The 19,386-nt window shown below is 67.1% G+C and carries 19 protein-coding genes and 1 tRNA gene; 5 read left to right on the top strand and 15 right to left on the bottom strand.

Annotated features, from left to right (window positions below):
- From hisF to ISP20_RS08385, 8 genes are read right to left on the bottom strand one after another with little or no spacing between them, the layout of a single operon-like run.
- Positions 1–771 (bottom strand): imidazole glycerol phosphate synthase subunit HisF, encoded by a 771-nt coding sequence (hisF, locus tag ISP20_RS08420; protein WP_204635596.1) that lies wholly within the window; start codon positions 769–771, stop codon positions 1–3.
- Positions 765–1,493: a 1-(5-phosphoribosyl)-5-[(5-phosphoribosylamino)methylideneamino]imidazole-4-carboxamide isomerase gene (gene hisA, locus ISP20_RS08415; RefSeq protein ID WP_204635595.1), complete on the bottom strand. Its 729-nt coding sequence runs from the start codon at positions 1,491–1,493 to the stop codon at positions 765–767. Before hisA ends, hisF begins: the two co-directional genes overlap by 7 nt.
- Positions 1,490–2,080: an imidazole glycerol phosphate synthase subunit HisH gene (hisH, locus tag ISP20_RS08410; RefSeq protein WP_204635594.1), complete on the bottom strand. Its 591-nt coding sequence runs from the start codon at positions 2,078–2,080 to the stop codon at positions 1,490–1,492. The genes hisA and hisH overlap by 4 nt, the downstream gene beginning before the upstream one ends.
- A complete protein-coding gene (gene hisB, locus ISP20_RS08405; protein WP_204635593.1) occupies positions 2,080–3,144 on the bottom strand; it encodes a bifunctional histidinol-phosphatase/imidazoleglycerol-phosphate dehydratase HisB in 1,065 nt (354 codons plus the stop codon). Before hisB ends, hisH begins: the two co-directional genes overlap by 1 nt.
- Complete coding sequence (gene hisC / locus ISP20_RS08400) at positions 3,141–4,235, bottom strand: histidinol-phosphate transaminase (protein ID WP_204635592.1); 1,095 nt, start codon at positions 4,233–4,235, stop codon at positions 3,141–3,143. The genes hisB and hisC overlap by 4 nt, the downstream gene beginning before the upstream one ends.
- Positions 4,232–5,539, bottom strand: coding sequence for a histidinol dehydrogenase (gene hisD, locus ISP20_RS08395; protein WP_204635591.1), 1,308 nt, complete (start codon positions 5,537–5,539; stop codon positions 4,232–4,234). The genes hisC and hisD overlap by 4 nt, the downstream gene beginning before the upstream one ends.
- Positions 5,540–5,566: 27 nt before the next feature.
- Complete coding sequence (gene hisG, locus ISP20_RS08390) at positions 5,567–6,460, bottom strand: ATP phosphoribosyltransferase (RefSeq protein WP_204635590.1); 894 nt, start codon at positions 6,458–6,460, stop codon at positions 5,567–5,569.
- Positions 6,457–6,795, bottom strand: coding sequence for a YerC/YecD family TrpR-related protein (locus ISP20_RS08385; protein ID WP_204635589.1), 339 nt, complete (start codon positions 6,793–6,795; stop codon positions 6,457–6,459). The genes hisG and ISP20_RS08385 overlap by 4 nt, the downstream gene beginning before the upstream one ends.
- Before the next feature lie 173 nt (positions 6,796–6,968).
- Between ISP20_RS08385 and ISP20_RS08380 the strand changes: the two genes are divergently transcribed.
- From ISP20_RS08380 to ISP20_RS08365, 4 genes are all read left to right on the top strand, one after another.
- Positions 6,969–7,403: a hypothetical protein gene (locus tag ISP20_RS08380; RefSeq protein ID WP_204635588.1), complete on the top strand. Its 435-nt coding sequence runs from the start codon at positions 6,969–6,971 to the stop codon at positions 7,401–7,403.
- 77 nt (positions 7,404–7,480) lie between these two features.
- Positions 7,481–7,933: a MarR family winged helix-turn-helix transcriptional regulator gene (locus tag ISP20_RS08375; RefSeq protein WP_204635587.1), complete on the top strand. Its 453-nt coding sequence runs from the start codon at positions 7,481–7,483 to the stop codon at positions 7,931–7,933.
- Complete coding sequence (locus ISP20_RS08370) at positions 7,930–9,477, top strand: MDR family MFS transporter (protein ID WP_204635586.1); 1,548 nt, start codon at positions 7,930–7,932, stop codon at positions 9,475–9,477. The genes ISP20_RS08375 and ISP20_RS08370 overlap by 4 nt, the downstream gene beginning before the upstream one ends.
- A gap of 9 nt (positions 9,478–9,486) precedes the next feature.
- Positions 9,487–10,104: a DUF998 domain-containing protein gene (locus tag ISP20_RS08365; RefSeq protein WP_204635585.1), complete on the top strand. Its 618-nt coding sequence runs from the start codon at positions 9,487–9,489 to the stop codon at positions 10,102–10,104.
- 96 nt (positions 10,105–10,200) lie between these two features.
- Here ISP20_RS08365 and ISP20_RS08360 read toward each other — a convergent pair whose 3' ends face one another.
- Together ISP20_RS08360 and hisS are read right to left on the bottom strand one after the other, a co-directional pair.
- On the bottom strand, positions 10,201–12,093 hold the full coding sequence (locus tag ISP20_RS08360) for an HAL/PAL/TAL family ammonia-lyase (RefSeq protein WP_204635584.1): 1,893 nt from the start codon (positions 12,091–12,093) through the stop codon (positions 10,201–10,203).
- A gap of 87 nt (positions 12,094–12,180) precedes the next feature.
- On the bottom strand, positions 12,181–13,566 hold the full coding sequence (gene hisS / locus ISP20_RS08355; protein WP_204635583.1) for a histidine--tRNA ligase: 1,386 nt from the start codon (positions 13,564–13,566) through the stop codon (positions 12,181–12,183).
- Between the two features lie 199 nt (positions 13,567–13,765).
- Here hisS and ISP20_RS08350 point away from each other — a divergent pair.
- Positions 13,766–13,842: transfer RNA gene (locus ISP20_RS08350), tRNA-Pro, on the top strand.
- Between the two features lie 84 nt (positions 13,843–13,926).
- Here ISP20_RS08350 and ISP20_RS08345 read toward each other — a convergent pair.
- The 5 genes from ISP20_RS08345 to folC form a co-directional block, all read right to left on the bottom strand.
- Positions 13,927–14,739 carry a ferritin-like domain-containing protein gene (locus ISP20_RS08345; RefSeq protein WP_204635582.1) on the bottom strand — a complete coding sequence of 271 codons (813 nt, stop codon included), beginning with the start codon at positions 14,737–14,739 and terminating at the stop codon, positions 13,927–13,929.
- 94 nt (positions 14,740–14,833) lie between these two features.
- Complete coding sequence (gene purF, locus ISP20_RS08340) at positions 14,834–16,309, bottom strand: amidophosphoribosyltransferase (RefSeq protein WP_204635581.1); 1,476 nt, start codon at positions 16,307–16,309, stop codon at positions 14,834–14,836.
- A 16-nt stretch (positions 16,310–16,325) separates the two neighbouring features.
- Entirely contained in the window at positions 16,326–16,931 is a 606-nt protein-coding gene (locus ISP20_RS08335; RefSeq protein WP_204635580.1) for a CvpA family protein, read from the bottom strand.
- A gap of 41 nt (positions 16,932–16,972) precedes the next feature.
- On the bottom strand, positions 16,973–18,028 hold the full coding sequence (locus ISP20_RS08330; protein ID WP_204635579.1) for an SPOR domain-containing protein: 1,056 nt from the start codon (positions 18,026–18,028) through the stop codon (positions 16,973–16,975).
- Between the two features lie 61 nt (positions 18,029–18,089).
- Positions 18,090–19,382: a bifunctional tetrahydrofolate synthase/dihydrofolate synthase gene (gene folC, locus ISP20_RS08325; RefSeq protein ID WP_204635578.1), complete on the bottom strand. Its 1,293-nt coding sequence runs from the start codon at positions 19,380–19,382 to the stop codon at positions 18,090–18,092.
- Between the last annotated feature and the right edge of the window lie 4 nt (positions 19,383–19,386).

The raw sequence follows: 19,386 nt of genomic DNA, 5'->3' as shown, positions 1-19,386 counted from the left end.
TCAGATTCGCACCGCCACACCCCACGCACGCAACGATTGCTTGAGCGCGGGAATGGCGATGGCGCCGGAGTGGAAGACGCTGGCCGCGAGCGCGCCATCGACATCGGCCTGCACGAACGCATCGCGGAAATGCTCCGCTGTACCGGCACCGCCGGAAGCAATCAGCGGCACTTGGCAAAGGCTGCGCGCTGCCCCCAGTTGTTCCAGATCGTAGCCCTGCCGCACGCCGTCGCTGCCCATGCAATTGAGCACGATCTCGCCGGCACCGCGCTGTTGCGCTTCCACGATCCAGTCCAGCGTGCGCCGGGGCAGCGCCTGCGTGCGCGAAGGATCGCCGGTGTATTGGCGCACGCGCCATTCGCCATCGGCATCGCGCAAGCTGTCCACGCCCACCACCACGCACTGCACGCCGAAGGCCGCGGCCAGTTCGTCGATCAGCGGGGGACGTTCGAGCGCGGGCGAGTTCACCGAGATCTTGTCCGCACCGGCGTGCAGCACGGCGCGTGCGTCGTCCACGCTGCGGATGCCGCCCGCGACGCAAAAAGGAATGTCGATCACGCTCGCCACGCGCTCCACCCATCCACGGTCCACGCTGCGCCCTTCCGGACTGGCCGTGATGTCGTAGAACACCAGTTCGTCCGCGCCTTCGTCGCGATAGCGAAGCGCGAGATCGACGATCTCGCCCATCACCACGTGATCGCGGAAACGCACGCCCTTCACCACCTTGCCGTCGCGCACGTCCAGACAGGGAATCAGTCGACGGCTCAGCATGCGAGCGCTTCCTTCAGCGTGAAACGGCCTTCGAGCAAGGCGCGACCGAGGATCACGCCTTGCGCACCCGCCTCGCGTGCCGCGCGGATGTCTTCGAGCGAACGCACGCCGCCCGACGCCTGCACGGCCATCGACGGCACCAGCGTGGCGAGATAGCGGTAGAGGTCGAGATTGAAGCCCGCCAACATGCCGTCGCGATCGATGTCGGTGCACAGCAGATGCCTGGCGCCCCGCTCGGCATACCAGGGCGCCAGCTCGTCCAACGTATTGGACTCCATCTCCGTCCAGCCGGCGCTCGGCAGCGTCCACGTTCCATCGCGATACAAGGTGTCCAGGGCCAGGGTGAAGCGCTGCGCGCCGCGCGAGGCCAGCCAGCCTTCCACCATCGCCGGCTCGCGTATCGCCAGGCTGCCCAGCACCACGCGCGACACGCCGGCATCGAGCAGGCGCTGCACATCCGCCTCGGAACGCACGCCACCGCCAGCCTGGATGTGCATGCCATCGCGGGCGATTGCCTCGATCACCACGAGATTCTCCAGGCTGCCGCCGCGGGCGCCGTCGAGATCGACCAGGTGCAGCCACTGGGCGCCAGCCTGTGCGTAGTCGCGGGCGAGCGAACGGGGATCGAAATCGTAGGTGGTCTGTTGCGCGTAGTCGCCCTGCTTGAGGCGGACGACGCGGCCAGCGCGCAAGTCGATGGCGGGAATGACGGTGAAGCTCATAGTTCGAGGAAATTCTTCAGCAGGCGAGCGCCGACCTTGGCCGAGCGTTCGGGGTGAAACTGCATGCCATGAAAGTTGCCGCGCGCGATGACGGCGGCGAACGGGCCGCCAAACTCCGTGGTGGCCAGCGCGTGATCGCCCGCCGGCACCGCGTAGCTGTGCACGAAGTAGGCCCAGTCGCCGTCCGCCAGACCCTCCAGCAAACGGTGCTCGCGCTGGCGTTGCAGCCGGTTCCAGCCCATATGCGGCACGCGCAGACCCGGCTGCTCGGCAAAGCGATGCACCGTGGCGGGAATCACGCCGAGACACGCCGTATCGCCCTCTTCCGAGCGCTCGCACAACAGCTGCATGCCCAGGCATACGCCAAGCACCGGCTGGGTCAGCGAACGCATCAGGTCAACCAGGCCAAGTTCGTGCAGGCGCGCCATGCCCGGACCGGCCGCGCCCACGCCGGGCAGGATCACCTTGTCCGCCGTACGGATCGCCTCGGCGTCCGAAGTGAGCGACGCATCGACGCCGAGGCGCTGCAAGGCGTAGCGCACCGAACCGATATTGGTGCCACCGGCGTCCACCAGCACCACGCTCATCAGAGCGCTCCCTTGGTGCTCGGCAGCTCGCTGCCCTCGCGCCGGATCGCCTGGCGCAGCGTGCGCGCCACCACCTTGAAGCACGCTTCCACCATGTGGTGCGCGTTCTCGCCCTGCACGCTCAGGTGCAGGTTGGCGCCCAGCGTTTCGCACAGCGAGCGGAAGAAATGCGGAACCAGTTCGGTGGGCACATCGCCCACCCGTTCGCGGGGAAACTGGCCTTCGAAGACGAAGTACGGGCGACCGGAAAGATCCAGCGCCGCGCTCGCCTGCGCTTCGTCCATCGGCAGCACGAAGCCGTAACGGCCGATGCCGCGCTTGTCGCCCAGCGCCTGGCGCAAGGCCTGACCCAACGCCAGCGCGCAATCCTCGATGGTGTGGTGCTCGTCGATCTGCGTATCGCCGTCGCAACGCAAAGCCAGTGCAAAACCGCCGTGCTTGCCGATCTGCTCCAGCATGTGATCGAAGAAACCCAGGCCGGTGTGCACCTGCGGCTCGGCCGTCTTATCGAGGTTCACGCTCACCGTGATGCGTGTTTCGCGCGTGTTGCGTTCCACCGTGGCCATGCGCGGCGCATCGAGCAACTGATGGGCAATTTCGGCCCAGCCCAGCCCCTGCGGGCCCACCTGGAAGCCGCGCACGCCCATGTTGGCGGCGAACTGCAGGTCCGTCTCGCGGTCGCCCACCATGGCCGATGCCGCGCGACTCCAGCCGTCGTCCGCCAGGTAGTGGCGCATCAAGCCGATGCCCGGCTTGCGGGTGTCCTTGCGCTCATGCAGGAAGCTGCGGTCGATCAGCACCTCGCTGACCGGGATGCCCTGCGAAGAGAGAATGCGCAGCAGCAGGTCGTGCGGGCCGGCGAAATCCGTCTCCGGAAAACTGTCGGTGCCCAGGCCATCCTGGTTGGTCACCATCACCAGTTCGTAGCCTGCGGCCACACAACGCTGCAACGCCGCGATGACGCCCGGCAGCAGCGCGAACTTCTCGTAGCTGTCGATCTGGAAGTCTTCCGGCTCCTCGATCAAGCAGCCGTCGCGGTCGATGAAGAGGATCTTGCGGCTCATGGGCGTTGTCCCGCGGCCAGCGCTCGCGCGTCCTGGAGCCGGTTCTGCAATACGTCGAGCACGCGGTCGTTCTCCTCGGGCAGGCCTACGGTGATGCGCAGCGCGTCGCCGAGCTGCGGATAGCGCTGGATATCGCGGACCACGATGCCGGCAGCCAACAAGCGCTGATAGACGGCGCTCGCATCGTCGAAACGCACGGCAAGGAAGTTGGCCTGCGATGGCAGCACTTGGCGCACACCAGGTACCTCCGCGAGGGCACGAGCCATCCGCGCACGTTGCTCTCGCACCAGGGCGATATGCGCGCGAGCTGCGTCTTGCCCGCCTTCCGTCAATGCTTCCAGCGCCAAGGCCACGCAAGGACGCGGCAATGGATACGGCGCCATCACGCGGCGTAGCAAGGCGACGACTTGTTCGTTCGCCAGCAGGGTTCCGATGCGCGCACCGGCCAGGGCCCAAGCCTTGGACAACGTGCGAAGCACGGCGAGATGGTCGAACTGGTCGATCAGCGGCGCCGCGCTGGGCGCATCGGAAAACTCGATATAGGCCTCGTCGACAACCAGCAACGCCCGGCCCACCAGCGCCTGCGCGAGACGCGCCACGTCTTGCAACCGCACCAGCTGCCCGGTGGGATTGTTCGGCGTGCACACGAACACCAGCTTCACCGCGGGCGTGAGGGCCGCGAGTACGGCGTCCACATCCAGGCTGAAATCCGCTGCCAGCGGTACCGTGATGACGCCCGCGCCCTGGATATGCGCACTCACGGCATACATGCCGAACGTGGGCGGCTGGATCGCAATGGCATCCTGGCCGGCGCGGCAGAACGCGCGCACCAGCAGGTCGATCGCCTCGTCGCTGCCGCGCCCCACCAACACCTGCGACGTACGCACGCCATACAGGCGCGCCAGGGCATCGATGAGTGGCGCCGGCTGCGGATCGGGATAGCGATGGCAGCCCAACTCGTGATCGCCCGGCGGCGCCCAGGCCGATTCGTTGGCGTTGAGCAGTACCTGGCCACCGCTGGCCTCCATCCGCGCCGACGAGTACGGCTGCAGCGCGCGAATCTCGGGGCGTGCAAGATCGAGCACGCTCATGCTGCATCCTCCAAAGCCGCCAGACGCAGCGTCACGGCCCGGCGGTGCGCTTCCAACTGCTCGGCCGCCGCGAGTGTCGCCGTGCAAGGACCAATCGCGCGCAGTCCTTCCGGCGACAGCTCCTGCACGGTGATCTGCTTCTGGAAACTAGCCACAGAGACGCCGCTGTAGCTGCGCGCATAACCGTACGTCGGCAAGACATGGTTGCTGCCGCTGCAGTAGTCGCCCACGGATTCGGGCGTCCATGCGCCCAGGAACACGGAACCGGCACTCTGGATCGCATCGAGCAGCGCACGCGGCTCGTCGACCTGCAGGATCAGGTGTTCCGGCGCATAGCGGTTGCTGACCTCCACTGCCTGCGCCAGCGACGAGACGGCGATGAGGCGGCTCTGCGACAACGCCTGTTCCGCGATTCCAGCGCGCGGCAACGCGGCGCACTGTGCGTTCACTTCGGCCTCGACGGCGTCGAGCATGGACGACGAGGGGCTGAGCAGGATCACCTGCGAATCCGGGCCGTGCTCCGCCTGCGACAGCAGATCGGCTGCCACGAAGGCGGCGTTCGCGTTGGCATCGGCGATCACCAGCACCTCGGACGGACCCGCCGGCATGTCGATCGCGGCACCTTCCGGATCGGACGACACCTGCAGCTTCGCCTCGGTCACCCACGCGTTGCCGGGACCGAACAACTTGTCGCACTTGGGTACCGAATCGGTGCCATAGGCCATGGCGGCAATCGCCTGCGCGCCACCAAGCTTGAATACACGATGCACGCCGGTGACGCGCGCGGCATACAGCACGGCATCGTCGCAACGGCCATCGGCGCGGGCCGGCGAACACAGCACCACTTCCGCGCAACCGGCAATGCGCGCGGGCACGCCGAGCATCAGGGCGGTGGACGGCAACGGTGCGCTACCGGCGGGCACATACAGGCCCACGCGATGGACAGGGCGCAGCATGCGCTGCACCCGCACGCCCGGGGCGGTATCCAGCGACACCGGCTGCGGCGCCGCGGCGCGATGGAACGCGTCGATGCGCGAGGCGGCCTCCTCGATGGCGGCCTTCAGTTCCGGCGCCAGACGCTGCTCGGCCTCTCGCCACTCCTTCTCGGTGACTTCGATCGCGTGCAGCACGCAGCGGTCCAGCGTGGCGGTGAGTTCGCGCAGGGCCACGTCGCCATCGGCACGCACGCGGGCCACGATCTGCTCGACGCCGCTGCGCAGGCTCTCGGCGCGCGACTGCGCGGGACGCGACAGCGCGGCGCGCTGCCCCTGCTTATCCAATGCATTCCAGTCTAGGCGGTTCATACGGTGAGCTCGTTCATGCAGCCTGCATCACGCAAGCATCTTCTCGACCGGCAACACGAACATCTCGCGCGCCCCGGCCTTCTTGATCTCTTCCAGCTGCCGCCAGCTGACTTCGCCGGCACACAACGCCTGCAGCATCAACTGGTCGGGCTGCCCGGCCACCGGCAGCAGCGTGGGTTGCGGACCGCCCGGCAGCAGTCGGATGACCGCGTCCAGCGCGCCGCGCGAGGTCTGCAGCAACAGCAGTCGCGACTCGCGCACCTGGATGACGCCGTCCAGGCGCTTGAGCAGCAGCTCGATCATGTCGCCGCGCTCGTCCGAAGGCAGCGCCTGCGGACCGGCCAGCACCGCTTCGCTTTCCAGCAACACATCCGCTTCGCGCAACTGGTTGGCGACCAGCGTGCCGCCGCTCTGCACCAGATCGCAGATGGCATCGGCCGTGCCCAGTCGCGGCGCGATCTCGACCGAACCGGCCAGCGTGACCACGCTGGCATCGACGCCGCGTTCGCGCAGCCATTCGCCGAGCAGGCCCGGATACGAGGTGGCGATGCGCTGGCCCTGCAGCTGCGAGGCGTCGCGATAATCGAGTTCCTGCGGCACCGCCACCGACAGCCGGCAACGCCCAAAACCCAGCGGCCGCCACTCGGCCAGCGCGGGGCCAGCCAGGCCGCCGGTAAGGCGATATTCGTTGAGTACGTTGCGACCCACGATGCCCAGGTCGCATACGCCCTGCGCGATCAGGCCGGGGATGTCGTCGTCGCGCACCAGCAGCAGGTCGACCGGCTCGCCTTCGCCGAAACAGAACAGCTTGTCGCGGCTCTGCCGGAACGTGAGGCCACAACGGTTGAGCAACTCCAGCGCGGGCTCGGTAAGCCGGCCGGATTTTTGCATCGCGATACGCAGTCGGTCGCGCGGTTTCATGATGCCTTTGCCTTCTTGCTTGCCGCCCGACGACGCGCCGCGCGGGCTGCCGCAGCGAGATAGCCGCCGCTGCCCTGGTTGAGATAGCGCGCCACACGCCCGATGGTGGTGATGCTCACGGCGGTGCGTTCGTGGATCTCGCGGTAGGACACCCCGTCGAGCAAGTACGGCACCACGCGCCAGCGGTCCACCATCACTTCCAGTTCCGCGGGCGTGCACAGGTCGTGCAGGAACGCCGACATCTCCTCGGCGTTCTTCAAGGACAGCAACGCCTCGCACAGGCTCAGCTCGGCGGACTCGGCGGGCGTCTCGGGATCGATCGATCGGCGCTTCATAATGTACTAATGCGTTAATACAGTGGATCGCATCATACGTGGCGGAGGCGCCGGCGGCAACCGGGCTGCTAGCCCACGATTCATCGCCCACCCCCTGCCCAATGGGGGATTCGTCGCGCAGCAATTTCTTGCGACCATGGCCGCGTGCCGCCAGCGAAAGCCCAGGAATCCCGATGGACGAATCCGAAGCCACGTTCGACAACGCAGACCGCCTGCCCGCGCTTTCGCTGGTCACGCGCAAGCTGCAGCGGCTGATCGACCAGGGCTTCCTGGAAGGGGCGCCAGGCACACTCGCCGCCGAGCTGGTGAACCATGCGTGGGCGATTCGGCCCGCGCTGTTCGATGGTCGCGAAGGGCGCAAACCCCATCCTCTCGCCGTGGCGGCCATCGCGCTGGCCGAGGCGGTGCGGCTGGAATCGCTGCGCGGCGATGCCCCGCTCCAGGGCATCTACACGCTGGCCCTGTCCGCGCTGCTGGACGACATCGCCCTCGAACGCGAGACGCTCCCGCTGCACGAGATCGACGAACGGCTGATCGATGCCGCGCAAGCGGTCCGGCTGGGCCGCCTGCACGGCGACCGACTCGATCCGCTGCGCCAGCCCACCTGACCGTCGGCACTCGCCAAGCCGGGCCATCCGGGTTAAATTAGATAGGTAGCCTACCTATTTAACGACCCAAGCCCCGCATGAGCCCATCCGCCGACAGCGACGCGCGAGCACTGGCCGAACAGCTACGGTCGGCGTTGCGGCGGCTGTATCGCCAGCTGCGCCGGCACGCGGTCGACCAGGACATGTCGCCGCTGCACCTGCCGCTGCTGGTGCAGATCGTGGAGAACCCGGGCATCGGCGTGGGCGAACTGGCCCGGCTGGAGAACCTGCGCAGCCCCACCGTGACCGGTCACATCAACAGCATGGTGGCCGCCGGCCTGGTGAAGCGCACGGAGCCCGCCGCGGGCGACCGGCGTCGTGTCGGCCTGATGGCCACGACGCACGGGCTCGCGCTCATCGACTCCAAACGCAAGCGGCGCACCGACCAGTTGGTGAAAGCGCTGATGCAACTCCCGCCTTCTTCGCGCGCCGCCCTGTGGGCCGCGGTCCCTGCCTTGAACGACCTCGAACTCAACGACATCGACGCATGAGCACTCCCAGCGCCACCGTCACTGCCACCACGCAGGCGACCCATCCACCCACTGAGCTGGAAATCCGCCGGGTCTTTGCCGGGCTGGTGATCGTGCTTGCGCTCGGCGCCATCGACCAGAGCATCGTCGCCACCGCGCTTCCCCGCATCGTCAGCGACCTGGGCGGCATCAGCCATTTGTCGTGGGTGGTGACCTCGTACGTGCTGGCGTCCACGGCCACCATGCCGCTGTACGGCAAGCTGAGCGATCAGTACGGCCGCAAGCCGGTGCTGTACTTCGCCATCTTCATGTTCCTGCTCGGCTCCGTGCTGTGCGGCGCGGCGCGCAACCTGGTCGAGCTGATCGTGTTCCGCGCGATCCAGGGCATCGGTGCGGGCGGCCTGCTGCCGCTGGCGCAGATCATCATCGGCGACATGGTGCCGCCGACCCAGCGCGGGAAGCGGCAAGGCGTGGTGGCCGGCATCTTCGCGCTGTGCAGCGTGGTGGGTCCGGTGATCGGCGGCGTCATCACCGACGTGCTGTCGTGGCATTGGATCTTCTTCGTCAACCTGCCGGTGGGCGCGGTGGCCTTCGTGATCATCAGCCGCACGCTCCGGCAATACACGCCGCTGCACGCGCGGCGCATCGACTATCTCGGCTCGCTGCTGATGACCACCTGCACGATTGCGTTGCTGCTGGTGCTGACGCTCGGCGGCGGCGAATGGCCGTGGCTGTCGATGCCGATCATCGCACTCAGCGCATTCGCATTGGTCACCGGCGTGATGTTCGTGCGGCACGTCAAGCACGAACCCGAACCCGTGCTGCCATTGGACCTGTTCCACAATCGCCTGTTCGTGATCGCCAGCATCGTGATGGCGCTGACCTTCATGGGCCTGATGGGCGCAAGCCTGTTCTTCCCGCTGTTCTTCCAGCTGGTGATGGGCGTGAGCCCTGCCCGCTCCGGCGTACTCACCGGCCCGATGATGATGGGCATCGCGCTGTCCGCGCTGTTCAACGGACGCGTGCTGATGCGCGCCGGACGCTACAAGCCCACCGTGGTGGCGGGGCTGGCCGTGGCCACGATGTCCTTCGGCGTGCTGGCGTGGAGTGCGGCGACTGCGCAAAGCCTCTATATCATCGAACCCTCGATCTTCGTGCTCGGCCTTGGCCTCGGTCTGGTGATGCCAAACGTGACGATTGCCGTGCAGAGTGCGCTTGCGCCGATTCATCGCGGCGTCGGCACGGCTACGTTGACGTTCTTCCGTTCGCTGGGCGGACTGGTCGGCGTGGCGGGTTCCGGCGCCATCCTCGCGTGGCAGCTGCGCGGCCATGTCGCCGCCACGATGCCTACCGCCGCCATGACGCCCGAGGGTGGCGGCATGGCCAACCATCCGCTGCTGCACCAGGTGACGAATGCGGCGGTGATGGTCTATCGCCACGCCATCGCCTCGACGTTCACCGTCGGCGCCTGCATCGTGGCCTGCGCATTCGTGCTGATCCTGCTGCTGCCCGAAGTGCCGCTGAGCGATCATCACCACGCCGCCCCGGCACCCGCTGCCGACTAAGGGCATCGGATGAGCGCGCCCCATCGAAGCAGGCCACTTGCATTCGCTGCATGCTGGATCGCTTTCGTCGCCCTGGTGTTCGCGCTCACGGCCGGCGTGCTGCAGTGGACACGCCCGGACCTGGACCCGATCGCCATGCCGCTCAGCGCGTATCTGCGCGGTCCCGGCGGAGGCTGGTTGCGCGCTGCGTACTACCTGATGGCCAGCGCGCTGGCGTGTCTTGCATGGGCAGGTTTCCGAGGCATGCAACCCGCCGGTCGCAGCGGACTGGCGAGCGCCTTGTTTCTCGTCGCCGCGCTCGCGCTGCCGGTGGTGGCCGTCACCGTGTTGTACGAGCGCACGCCGCAGGAAGAACTCGCCCGCCTGATCCACGGCCTGGCCGCGCAGACGACCTTCCTGTGCCTCGTGATGGGCATGCTGCTGCTCTCGTCGCGATGGCTGCGCGATGCGCGGATGCGGGTTGGCCGCAATGCCGGAGTCGTGCTGGCGTCACTGGCCTTCGTGCAGATGTGGGTGCTGGTGTTGTGGAAGGGCCTGCCGCCTGGACTGACGCAGAAGGCGTTGATCGTGTTGATTCTGCTGTGGCTTGGGTGGATCGCGCGGCAGCTGTGGCGAGCGAGTCGCTAGATTGAGTCGCGCACAGGGTGCGCTCCCACAAGGGAATCTCGAGACCCCTGTGGGAGCGCACCCTGTGCGCAACTCGGCTCGCGAGAGCCTCTGGTTTTACGGAGCAAAGACCCGCTGCCGCACCAGCTCGCACACCGTGCGCACATCGCCATCCATGGCGCGATCGCGCGCCATGAAACCGATCCGCTTGCGCAACGCATCGTGCGCCTTGCGCACCGCCGCGCCCGCATGGAAATCGCCCACGTTGGCCAGCGCCGCGGTCAGCTGCTGCACTTCCTCGACGAACTGCGCGTGCTGCGCGTGTCCTTCGCGCGGCGCGTTGGACACCTTGCCGGCCAAGGCCTGCCAGTCGCCCTTGGCGGCCAGGCGGCAGGCGGCGTTGAGCATGGCCTGGCGGAAATCCAGCGCCTGCGCCGCGGTGTACAGCTCCAGCGCCAGCACGTAGCTGAGGTCTTCCATCATCTCCAGCACGTGACGCGCCTCGTTGGCGCCCATCGACACGTGGTCTTCGGCGTTCGCGCTGGTGGGCACGGAGTAGACGCTGGCCGGATGCGCGCGCGTGGCCAGATCGTTCACCAGCGCGGCGGCGGTGTACTGCACGATCATGAAACCGGAGTCGGTGCCGTCCTCGTTGCCGGTGAGGAACGCCGGCAGGCCGTCGTTGGTGGCCGGGTCCACCAGCTTGTTGAGGCGGCGCTCGGAGATCGAAGCCAGCACGGGAATCGCTGCCTTGACGTAGCTCATGGCCAGCGCCAGCGGCATGCCGTGGAAGTGGCCCGCCGAGATCACCTGCTCCTCGATGAACTGCGCATCTTCCGCATCCGGGAAGATCAGCGGATTGTCGGTGACCGCATTGAGTTCCACGTCGATCACGCGGCAGGCCTGGGCCCAGGCATCGCGCACGGCGCCATGCACCTGCGGCATGCAGCGCAGGCAATAGGCATCCTGCGGCTGGTGCTTCTTGCCGCCCTTGAACGGCAGGAAGCGTGCGTAGAACGCTTCGCGACCGTGACGCTGGTTGGCCGGCACCCAATCCCAGCCGATGTCGAAGGTCAGGGCCTGATCGGACGGATCGGTCCACGCTTCGGCCGACCACGACTTGAAGCGCGGCACCAGGTGATACGGAATATCGACCAGCGTGCTGCCCGCCAGCAGTTCGCGCACGTGCGCGGCCGCCTCGACCTGCCCCGGATGCGGACGCAGCGCGTGCACTTCGGGGCGCAACGCGCCGCTACGTCCGGCGAAGGCGTCGAGCGTCATCGCTGCGGCGAGATCGGCCAGCTCCAGCAGATGTTCGAGTTCGTCCAGCGCCAGCGCAGCCGTGGCGAGCATCTGCGCCGTGCCATTGTTGAGCGCAAGACCTTCCTTGAAGGACAGGCGGATCGGCGTGAGACCGGCCCGCTTGAGCGCTTCCGCACCCGGCAAACGCTCGCCCTGGTAGAACGCTTCGCCGCCACCCAGCAGCACGATGGCCAGATGCGAGAGCGGCGCAAGGTCGCCACTGGCGCCCACCGAGCCCTTCTCCGGCACCACCGGCACGATGCCGGCGTTGAGCATCGCGGTCAGCGCCTTCAAGGTTTCCACACGAATGCCCGAGTGGCCGCGCATCAACGTGTTGATGCGGATCACCAGCATCGCGCGCACCACTTCCGGCGCAAACGGCTTGCCCACGCACACGGCGTGCGTGGTGATCAGGTTGTGCTGAAGTTCTTCCAGCAGCGTGCCTTCGGGCTTGTCGGGATTGCCGCCCGGCAGTTCATCGCGCAGACGGTGCGCGCCCAGCAGCTTGTCGGCATTGCTGCCGAAGCCGGTGGTGACGCCATAGGTAGGTTCGCCGCAACTCACCTTGTCGGCGAGGAAATCGGCCGCGCGCTGCACGCGCTTCAGCTGCGTGTCGTCGAGCTCCACATGCAGACCCTGGCGAGCCACAGCCACCAGTTGATCGCGCGTGAGACTGTTGCCGTCCAGGAGTATGGTCTTTGCGGTCATGCTTGGCTCCAGCCCGGACGGGCCGTCTGTCGATGTCAGCCGCCGCGCCTCACGGCTGCGGCGGCAGGTGATGTAAGCGAACCGCGCTCAGGCGCTGATTTCGGCCTGCGCCAGTTCCACGCGCAAGGTCTTGATGAGGTCGGCGCGCGACACTTCGAACTGATCCTCGCGGCGCAGATCCTTCACCGTCACCACACCCTTGGCCAGCTCGTCCTCGCCCAGCACGATCACGAAGCGGATGCCCGCGCGATCGGCGTACTTGAACTGCTTGCCGAGCTTGCCTCCATCGAGCACCACTTCCGTAGCGATGCCCGCGCCACGCAATTCGCTGGCCACGGCGAGATACGCCGGCAACTGCGCCGCATCCATCTGCGTCACCAGCACATCGACCGTGCTGCGTGCGGTACCGATCAGGCCGGCATCGCGGAGTTGCCAGTAAAGGCGGGTCAGACCGATGGAAATGCCCACGCCCGGCAGGTGCGACTTGGTGTACTGGCCGGCAAGATTCTCGTAGCGGCCACCGGAGCAGATCGAGCCGATCTGCAGATGGTCGTTGAGCGTGGTCTCGTAGACGGTGCCGGTGTAGTAATCCAACCCGCGCGCGATCGACAGGTTTAGCGCGTAATGCGTTTCGGGCACGCCGAACGCGTGGATCAGCTGCAGCACTTCCTTCAGCTCCGCGCGGCCCTGCTCCATTGTTTCCGGGCCGGGGCCGAGCGCGTCGAGCTTGTCCAGCGCATCCTGCAGCGAGCTGGAACGCACTTGCACGAAGTCGAGGATCTTCTGCGCCGTGTCCGCACTCAGGCCAAACGATTCGCCGGTCAGCGTGTCGCGCACATAGTCGGCGCCGCGCTTGTCCAGCTTGTCCACTTCGCGCAGCACCAGCGTCTGCTGCTCGCCGTCGGTGACGCCCAGGCTTTCGAAGAAGCCGCGCATCAGCTTGCGGTTGTTGAGCTGGATGGTGAACGCGCCGATGTTCAGTTCGCGGAACACGCTGTAGATCACTGCGGGCAGCTCGGCGTCGTAGCGCACCGACAGGCTGTCTTTGCCGATCACGTCGATGTCGCACTGGTAGAACTCGCGGAAGCGGCCGCGCTGGGCGCGCTCACCGCGATACACGCGCTGCATCTGGTAGCGACGGAACGGAAACGAGAGATCGTGCTCGTGTTCGGCCACGTAGCGGGCCAGCGGTACGGTGAGGTCGAAGCGCAGCGCCAGTTCGGGCACGCCGTCGTTCTTCTCGGCATTCGCCAGTGCGCCGGTGGACTGCACGAAATACACCTGGCGCTCGGTTTCACCGCCCGTCTTGGTGAGCAGCACGTCGGAGAATTCCATCACCGGCGTTTCCACCGGCAGAAAGCCGAAGCGCTCATAGTTGCGGCGGATCACGTCGAGCATGCGCTGGAACGCGATCTGGTCGAGCGGCAACAGCTCGAGCACGCCGGGCATGGTGCGGGCCTGGGTAAGCGCCATGAAGTCCTCTGCTTAGCGGGGTGAAAAGCGTCGGCCAGCACGGCTTGGCGGCCGGTCCGACATAGCCCTATAGGTTAGCAGAAGGCCGCCCCCGACCCTCCTCACACGCGCTGCGACAGCGCCTGGCACGCGTGTGACGAAAATTTTTCACGCAAGTGTTGCCAAGCTTTGGAGGTGTCATTAAGATACGCGGCTCCCACGGGGTGTAGCTCAGCCTGGTAGAGCGCTACGTTCGGGACGTAGAAGTCGCAGGTTCGAATCCTGTCTCCCCGACCAAAAATTCGATGAAAAAGCCGGCCCAGTGCCGGCTTTTTTATTGCCCGATGGCCAGGTTGCGCGCAGACAGCGTGCGCGCAGCGATCAGGACAGCAAGGCAAGCTCGGCCACGCGATCCAGTTCCTCGCTGTCGAAACCCGCCTGCAGTCGCGCCGGCCGGTTGAACGGGCCGCGCAGCTGGCGCCCCATGTATTCGCGCAGCAGATCGAGGAAGGTTTCGCGGGGATCGAGGCCATCGCGCTCGCAGCAGTGATGGAACCAGCGCGTGCCCGCTGCCACGTGCGCCACTTCCTCGCGCAGGATCACTTCGAGAATGGCCACGGTGCGCTCGTCGCCGACCGACAACAGGCGTTCGATCATCCCCGGCGTCACGTCCAGGCCGCGTGCCTCCAGCACGCGCGGCACCAGCGCCATCCGCGCGGTGTCGTGGTGCGCCGTCTTCTCGGCCATTTCCCACAGCCCATTGTGCGCGTCGAAATCGCCATAGACGTGCCCCAGCTCGGCAAGCCGTTCCGACAGCATGGCGAAGTGGCGAGCCTCGTCGTGCGCGCAGCTGGCCCAGTCGCGGTAGTAATCGAGCGGCTTCCCGCGAAAACGGTAGACCGCATCCCAGGCGAGGTTGATCGCGTTGAACTCGATGTGCGCCACGGCGTGCACGAGTGCGGCCCGGCCTTCGGCGGAGCCCAGGCCACGGTGTGGGACCTGGCGTTGCGGCACCAGGCGCGGCAGCGCGGGGCGGCCTGGCGCGGCGATGGGTTCGGGTGTGGGCGACGGGTCGTGCGGAAGCAGTTCGCCAGCGAGAAACGCTGCCCAGGTCGCATGCGTGAGACGCAGCTTCTCCGCGGGATCGGTGGCGTCGAGGCAGCGTTTGGCCGCAGCGTGGAGGTCGTCGGTCATAGAGGAAACACTGTAGGAGCGCACCCTGTGCGCGACAACCTGACGGAGCGGAGCATCCATGCCCCGCGTCGCGCACAGGGTGCGCTCCTACAAGTTAGGCGCTGCGGCGCGCCGCCTTGGCATCATCCGAACGCAGCATCTCGATCTGCTGCAGGTACTGCTTGTCCAGGCCGGTCACGTACTCGCCGGAGAAGCACGAGGTGTCGAAGTGCTTCAGCGCTTCGTTGCCGTCCTGCACCGCCCACACCAGGTCCTTCAGGTCCTGGTAGATCAGCCAGTCGGCACCGAGCACCTTCTCCACTTCCTTCTCCGAATGACCGGACGCCACCAGCTCGGATGCGGCCGGCATGTCGATGCCGTACACGTTCGGGTAGCGCACCGGCGGCGCGGCGGAAGCGAAGTACACGTTGCGCGCGCCGGCCTCGCGGGCCATCTGGATGATCTGGCGCGAGGTGGTGCCGCGCACGATGGAGTCGTCCACCAGCAGCACGTTCTTCTTGCGGAATTCCAGCTCGACCGGATTGAGCTTGCGGCGCACGGATTTCACCCGCTCGCCCTGCCCCGGCATGATGAAGGTGCGGCCGATGTAGCGATTCTTGACGAAGCCCTCGCGGAACGGCACGCCCAGCGCCTCGGCCAGCGCGGAAGCTGCGGTGCGCGCGGTGTCGGGGATCGGGATCACTGCTTCGATGCCGTGGTCCGGACGCTCACGCAGGATCTTCTCGGCGAGCTTCTGGCCCATGCGCAGGCGAGCCTTGTACACCGACACGTTCTCGATCATCGAGTCCGGACGGGCGAGATAGACGTATTCGAAGATGCACGGCGCATGCGTGGCGCCCTCGGAGCAATGACGCGCATGCAGCTGGCCATCGTCGGTGATGATCACGGCTTCACCCGGATCCAGGTCGCGCAGACGCTTGAAGCCCAGGATATCCAGCGCCACCGACTCGGACGCCACGGCGTATTCGCGGCCCTCGGCCGTCACGCGCTCGCCCAGCACCAGCGGACGGATGCCGTTGGGGTCGCGGAAGGCCAGCAAGCCGTAGCCCAGCACCAGCGCGATGCACGCATAACCGCCGGCCGCGCGCTGATGCACGCCGGCCACGGCCTTGAAGATGTGGTCGGGCGTGAGCGCCATGCGATCCTGGATCTGCAGCTCGTGCGCGAGCACGTTGAGCAGCACTTCGGAATCGGAATCGGTGTTGATGTGGCGGCGGTCGTCTTCGAACATCTCGCGACGCAGCTGTTCGGTGTTGACCAGGTTGCCGTTGTGCGCGAACGCGATGCCGTAAGGCGAGTTCACATAGAACGGCTGCGCCTCGGCCGAGCCTTCGGAACCGGCCGTGGGATAGCGGCAATGGCCGATGCCAATGCGGCCGCGCAGGCCGCTCATCGAGGTCTGGTTGAACACGTCGCGCACCAGGCCGTTGCCCTTGTGCAGGCGCAGGCGCGCGCCGTCCACCGTGGCGATGCCGGCGGCGTCCTGGCCACGGTGCTGCAACACGGTCAAACCGTCATAGAGTGACGCGGCGACCTCACTGGTGCCGACGATGCCGATGATTCCGCACATGGTTTGAAAGCCTGTATTAGAAAGTCGCTGCCGGAGCGGCCGTGGTTGCGGTCGCGGGATGGGTTTCATGTCCAGTCGCTGGCGAAGCGCCTGGCATGCCCGCTGGCAAGGCGGGTAAATGGTCCAGCAGGGGCTGCGGATTGAGGTAGTGCCGGACGTTGTCCGGCACGCGCTCACCCAGCCACGCAGCCATTCCCTTGAACTGCGGCAATAACACCGAATCGTGCCACCAGGGATCGCGCGTGAACGCGGTAAACCCGAGCAGGAACACCGCCAGCGTCACCAGCAGCACGCCGCGCACGAAACCGAACACCATGCCAAGCAGGCGGTCGGTGCCGGACAGCCCGGTACTCTCCACCAGCTTGCTCACCACGAAGCGCAGCAGCGCTCCCAGAATCAACACGACGATGAAGCAAAGGCCGTAACCCACCAGGATCCGCGCCGAGGGCAGCTGGATACTGTGTTCGAAATACGCCGCCACGCTGGGCCCATAGGTCCAGGCCACCCAGAACGCCACCACCCAGATGGCCAGTGCCAACACCTCGGAAATGAGGCCGCGCCACAGGCCAATCAAGACCGAGACGCCCAGTACGGCAAGAATGATGTAGTCGGCCCAATTCACCGGGTCACCTTACCGTCGCTGGTTCAGGTTGAAGTCGAAGTTCACGGAGCGGTGACGACGTTGCCGTCCACGCCCAGCTTGCTCTTGATCTGGTCGCGGACGCGCACGGCGTCGGCACGCTGGGTCTGCGGACCCGCACGCACGCGCCACAGCTGCTTGCCGTTCGCATTGACCGTATCCACGTAGCCATCGAAGCCGTTCGCGCGCAGTTTGTCGCGCAGCGCGTTGGCATCGTTCTGGCTGCCCATGGCGGCCACCTGCACGGCCCAGCCACCGGGACGCGATGCGGGCGCCGCGGCGGTATTGGCCGCGGGCGTGGCCGGCTTGGCCGCCGGTACATCGTCCTGCGCGGGCGTGGAAGCACTGCCTTCCAGGCGTGCCGGCGCACCCGGAATGGTCTGGGTGATCTTCAGGCGTGCCGCCTCGGCGGCGGCGCGGGATTCGAACGGGCCGGCCGTCACCATGGTCAGCTGCTTGCCGCCCTGGTTGATGGTGCGACCCGCGGCCGGATAACCCAGGCCACGCACGCGCTGGATCAGGCTCTGGGCGCTGGCGCTCGACGCATAGGCGCTGAGATTGAGCGAATACGAACCATGGGCCGCGGTGGCCGGCGGCAAAGCCGGCGGCGCCTGGCTCGGAATCGCCGGCGTCGTGGCCGGCTTGGTGTTGGTGGTGGCCGTGGTGCCCGCGGCAGCCTTGCCCTGCACCGGAATCACCGGCTGGGTGGCGCTGGAACCCGGGCGTGTCACCGTGGTCGGCTCGGGCTTCTGCCCCGCGGTCGGGTCGATTTCCACGTCCTTGGGACGGTTGGAACCGATGTTCACCGTGGCCAGCTGGTCGCTCGAACCCACCGGCGCGGCCGTCGCCGCCGGCGTGGGCACGGCCGGCTTGGGCGCGGGCGCTGCCGAGGTGGCCGGCGCCGCACCGGGCGTCAGGCTCATGGTCTTGGTCTGCAGATCGCGGTCGGGAGCCGGCGGGATCGCCAGGCTCACCGTTTCGTCGCCACTGGTGGCCGGCGGGTTGCTGGAGATGAACATCGGCACGAACAGCACAGCCAGCGCGATGAGAACAGCAGCTCCCAGCAGACGTGTTTTCAAGACGGACTCCAAGCGGGCGGGGATGCGAGAACGGGGCGATTATAGCCGGCCCAGCCGCCGCTCAGGCCGAATCCCCGCCAGCCGATTCAGCAAGCACCGCCGCGGCGACAAAAAACGAGCCAAAAGCGAGCACGCATTCGCCGGGCCCGGCTGAAGCACGCGCCGCTCTCAGGGCACTGCCGACATCGACGTGGGCATCGTATGGGGCCTCGGGCAGCACCGCAGCGAGTTGCCCGGCGAGTGCGTCGGCGGAGAGTCCGCGCGGCGTGTCCTTGTCCAGCCCAGCCAGATGCCAGTGGGCGATGCGCACTCCCAACGCCTGCATCACGCCCGCCACGTCCTTGTCGGACAGGGCGCCGTACACGGCATGCACGCGAACGCCGGGGCGCGCGTCCAGCCATTCGGCCAGCGCACGCGCGGCCTGGGGGTTGTGGCCCACGTCGACCACCAGCGCGGGATCGCCGCCCAACACCTGCAACCGGGCCGCCACCCGCGCCGAGCGCACGCCGAGGGCCGCTGCGGCGGCAAGATCTTTCGTCGCCAACGCGGCGTCCACCTGCTGCAGCCCGTGGAATGCCGCGATGGATGCTGCGGCATTGGCGTATTGCACGGGCGCGGCCAGCGTTGGATCGGGCAGCGACAACACGGTGCCGTCGCGATGACGCCACTGCCAGCCGGTCGTACCGCGTTCGGTCGAGAAATCCATGCCGGCTCGCTCGACTACCGCGCCGATGCCTTCCAGTGCCTGCAAAAGACCAGGCGGTGGCTGCGACTCGCCGATCACCGCCAGGCGCCCTGCCCGCGCAATGCCGGCCTTTTCCACGCCGATGCTGTCGCGGTCCGGGCCCAGCCAATCCATATGGTCGAGATCGATGGTGGTGATCACGGCGATGTCGGCATCGATGATGTTCACCGCGTCCAGCCGACCGCCCAGGCCCACTTCGAGCACGGCCACGTCCAAGCCGGCGCGCGCGAACAGATCCAGCGCGGCCAGCGTGCCGAACTCGAAATAGGTCAGCGGGATCTCGCCGCGCGCCGCCTCGATGCGTTCGAAGCTGGCGACCAGTGCATCGTCGTCCGCATCACGACCATCGATACGAATGCGTTCGTTGTAGCGCAGCAGATGCGGCGAGGTGTAGCAGCCCACGCGCTGGCCGGCCGCGCCGAGCATGGCTTCCAACATCGCCACGGTCGACCCCTTGCCGTTGGTGCCGCCCACGGTGATCACGCGACGTGCCGGCGCGGGTGCGCCCATGCGTTCCCACACGGCGCGCACGCGCTCGAGACCCAGCTCGATGCTGCGCACGTTCACGCGTTCCTGGTACGACAGCCATTCGTCGAGAGTGCGGGTCATGGGC

The organism is Dyella kyungheensis (genome assembly GCF_016905005.1).
Classification (GTDB): Bacteria; Pseudomonadota; Gammaproteobacteria; order Xanthomonadales; family Rhodanobacteraceae; genus Dyella; species Dyella kyungheensis.
This window is presented reverse-complemented; position numbering and strand designations above follow the sequence as displayed.

Excerpts from the sequence above, each read along its gene's own strand:
- ISP20_RS08365 (WP_204635585.1), top strand. The coding sequence starts at position 9,487 with ATGAGCGCGCCCCATCGAAGCAGGCCACTTGCATTCGCTGCATGCTGG.
- ISP20_RS08360 (WP_204635584.1), bottom strand. The coding sequence starts at position 12,093 with ATGACCGCAAAGACCATACTCCTGGACGGCAACAGTCTCACGCGCGAT.
- hisC (WP_204635592.1), bottom strand. The coding sequence starts at position 4,235 with ATGAGCGTGCTCGATCTTGCACGCCCCGAGATTCGCGCGCTGCAGCCG.
- hisG (WP_204635590.1), bottom strand. The coding sequence starts at position 6,460 with ATGAAACCGCGCGACCGACTGCGTATCGCGATGCAAAAATCCGGCCGG.
- hisS (WP_204635583.1), bottom strand. The coding sequence starts at position 13,566 with ATGGCGCTTACCCAGGCCCGCACCATGCCCGGCGTGCTCGAGCTGTTG.
- folC (WP_204635578.1), bottom strand. The coding sequence starts at position 19,382 with ATGACCCGCACTCTCGACGAATGGCTGTCGTACCAGGAACGCGTGAAC.
- hisD (WP_204635591.1), bottom strand. The coding sequence starts at position 5,539 with ATGAACCGCCTAGACTGGAATGCATTGGATAAGCAGGGGCAGCGCGCC.
- hisF (WP_204635596.1), bottom strand. The coding sequence starts at position 771 with ATGCTGAGCCGTCGACTGATTCCCTGTCTGGACGTGCGCGACGGCAAG.
- ISP20_RS08375 (WP_204635587.1), top strand. The coding sequence starts at position 7,481 with ATGAGCCCATCCGCCGACAGCGACGCGCGAGCACTGGCCGAACAGCTA.
- ISP20_RS08385 (WP_204635589.1), bottom strand. The coding sequence starts at position 6,795 with ATGAAGCGCCGATCGATCGATCCCGAGACGCCCGCCGAGTCCGCCGAG.
- hisB (WP_204635593.1), bottom strand. The coding sequence starts at position 3,144 with ATGAGCCGCAAGATCCTCTTCATCGACCGCGACGGCTGCTTGATCGAG.
- ISP20_RS08370 (WP_204635586.1), top strand. The coding sequence starts at position 7,930 with ATGAGCACTCCCAGCGCCACCGTCACTGCCACCACGCAGGCGACCCAT.
- ISP20_RS08345 (WP_204635582.1), bottom strand. The coding sequence starts at position 14,739 with ATGACCGACGACCTCCACGCTGCGGCCAAACGCTGCCTCGACGCCACC.
- hisH (WP_204635594.1), bottom strand. The coding sequence starts at position 2,080 with ATGAGCGTGGTGCTGGTGGACGCCGGTGGCACCAATATCGGTTCGGTG.
- ISP20_RS08380 (WP_204635588.1), top strand. The coding sequence starts at position 6,969 with ATGGACGAATCCGAAGCCACGTTCGACAACGCAGACCGCCTGCCCGCG.
- hisA (WP_204635595.1), bottom strand. The coding sequence starts at position 1,493 with ATGAGCTTCACCGTCATTCCCGCCATCGACTTGCGCGCTGGCCGCGTC.
- purF (WP_204635581.1), bottom strand. The coding sequence starts at position 16,309 with ATGTGCGGAATCATCGGCATCGTCGGCACCAGTGAGGTCGCCGCGTCA.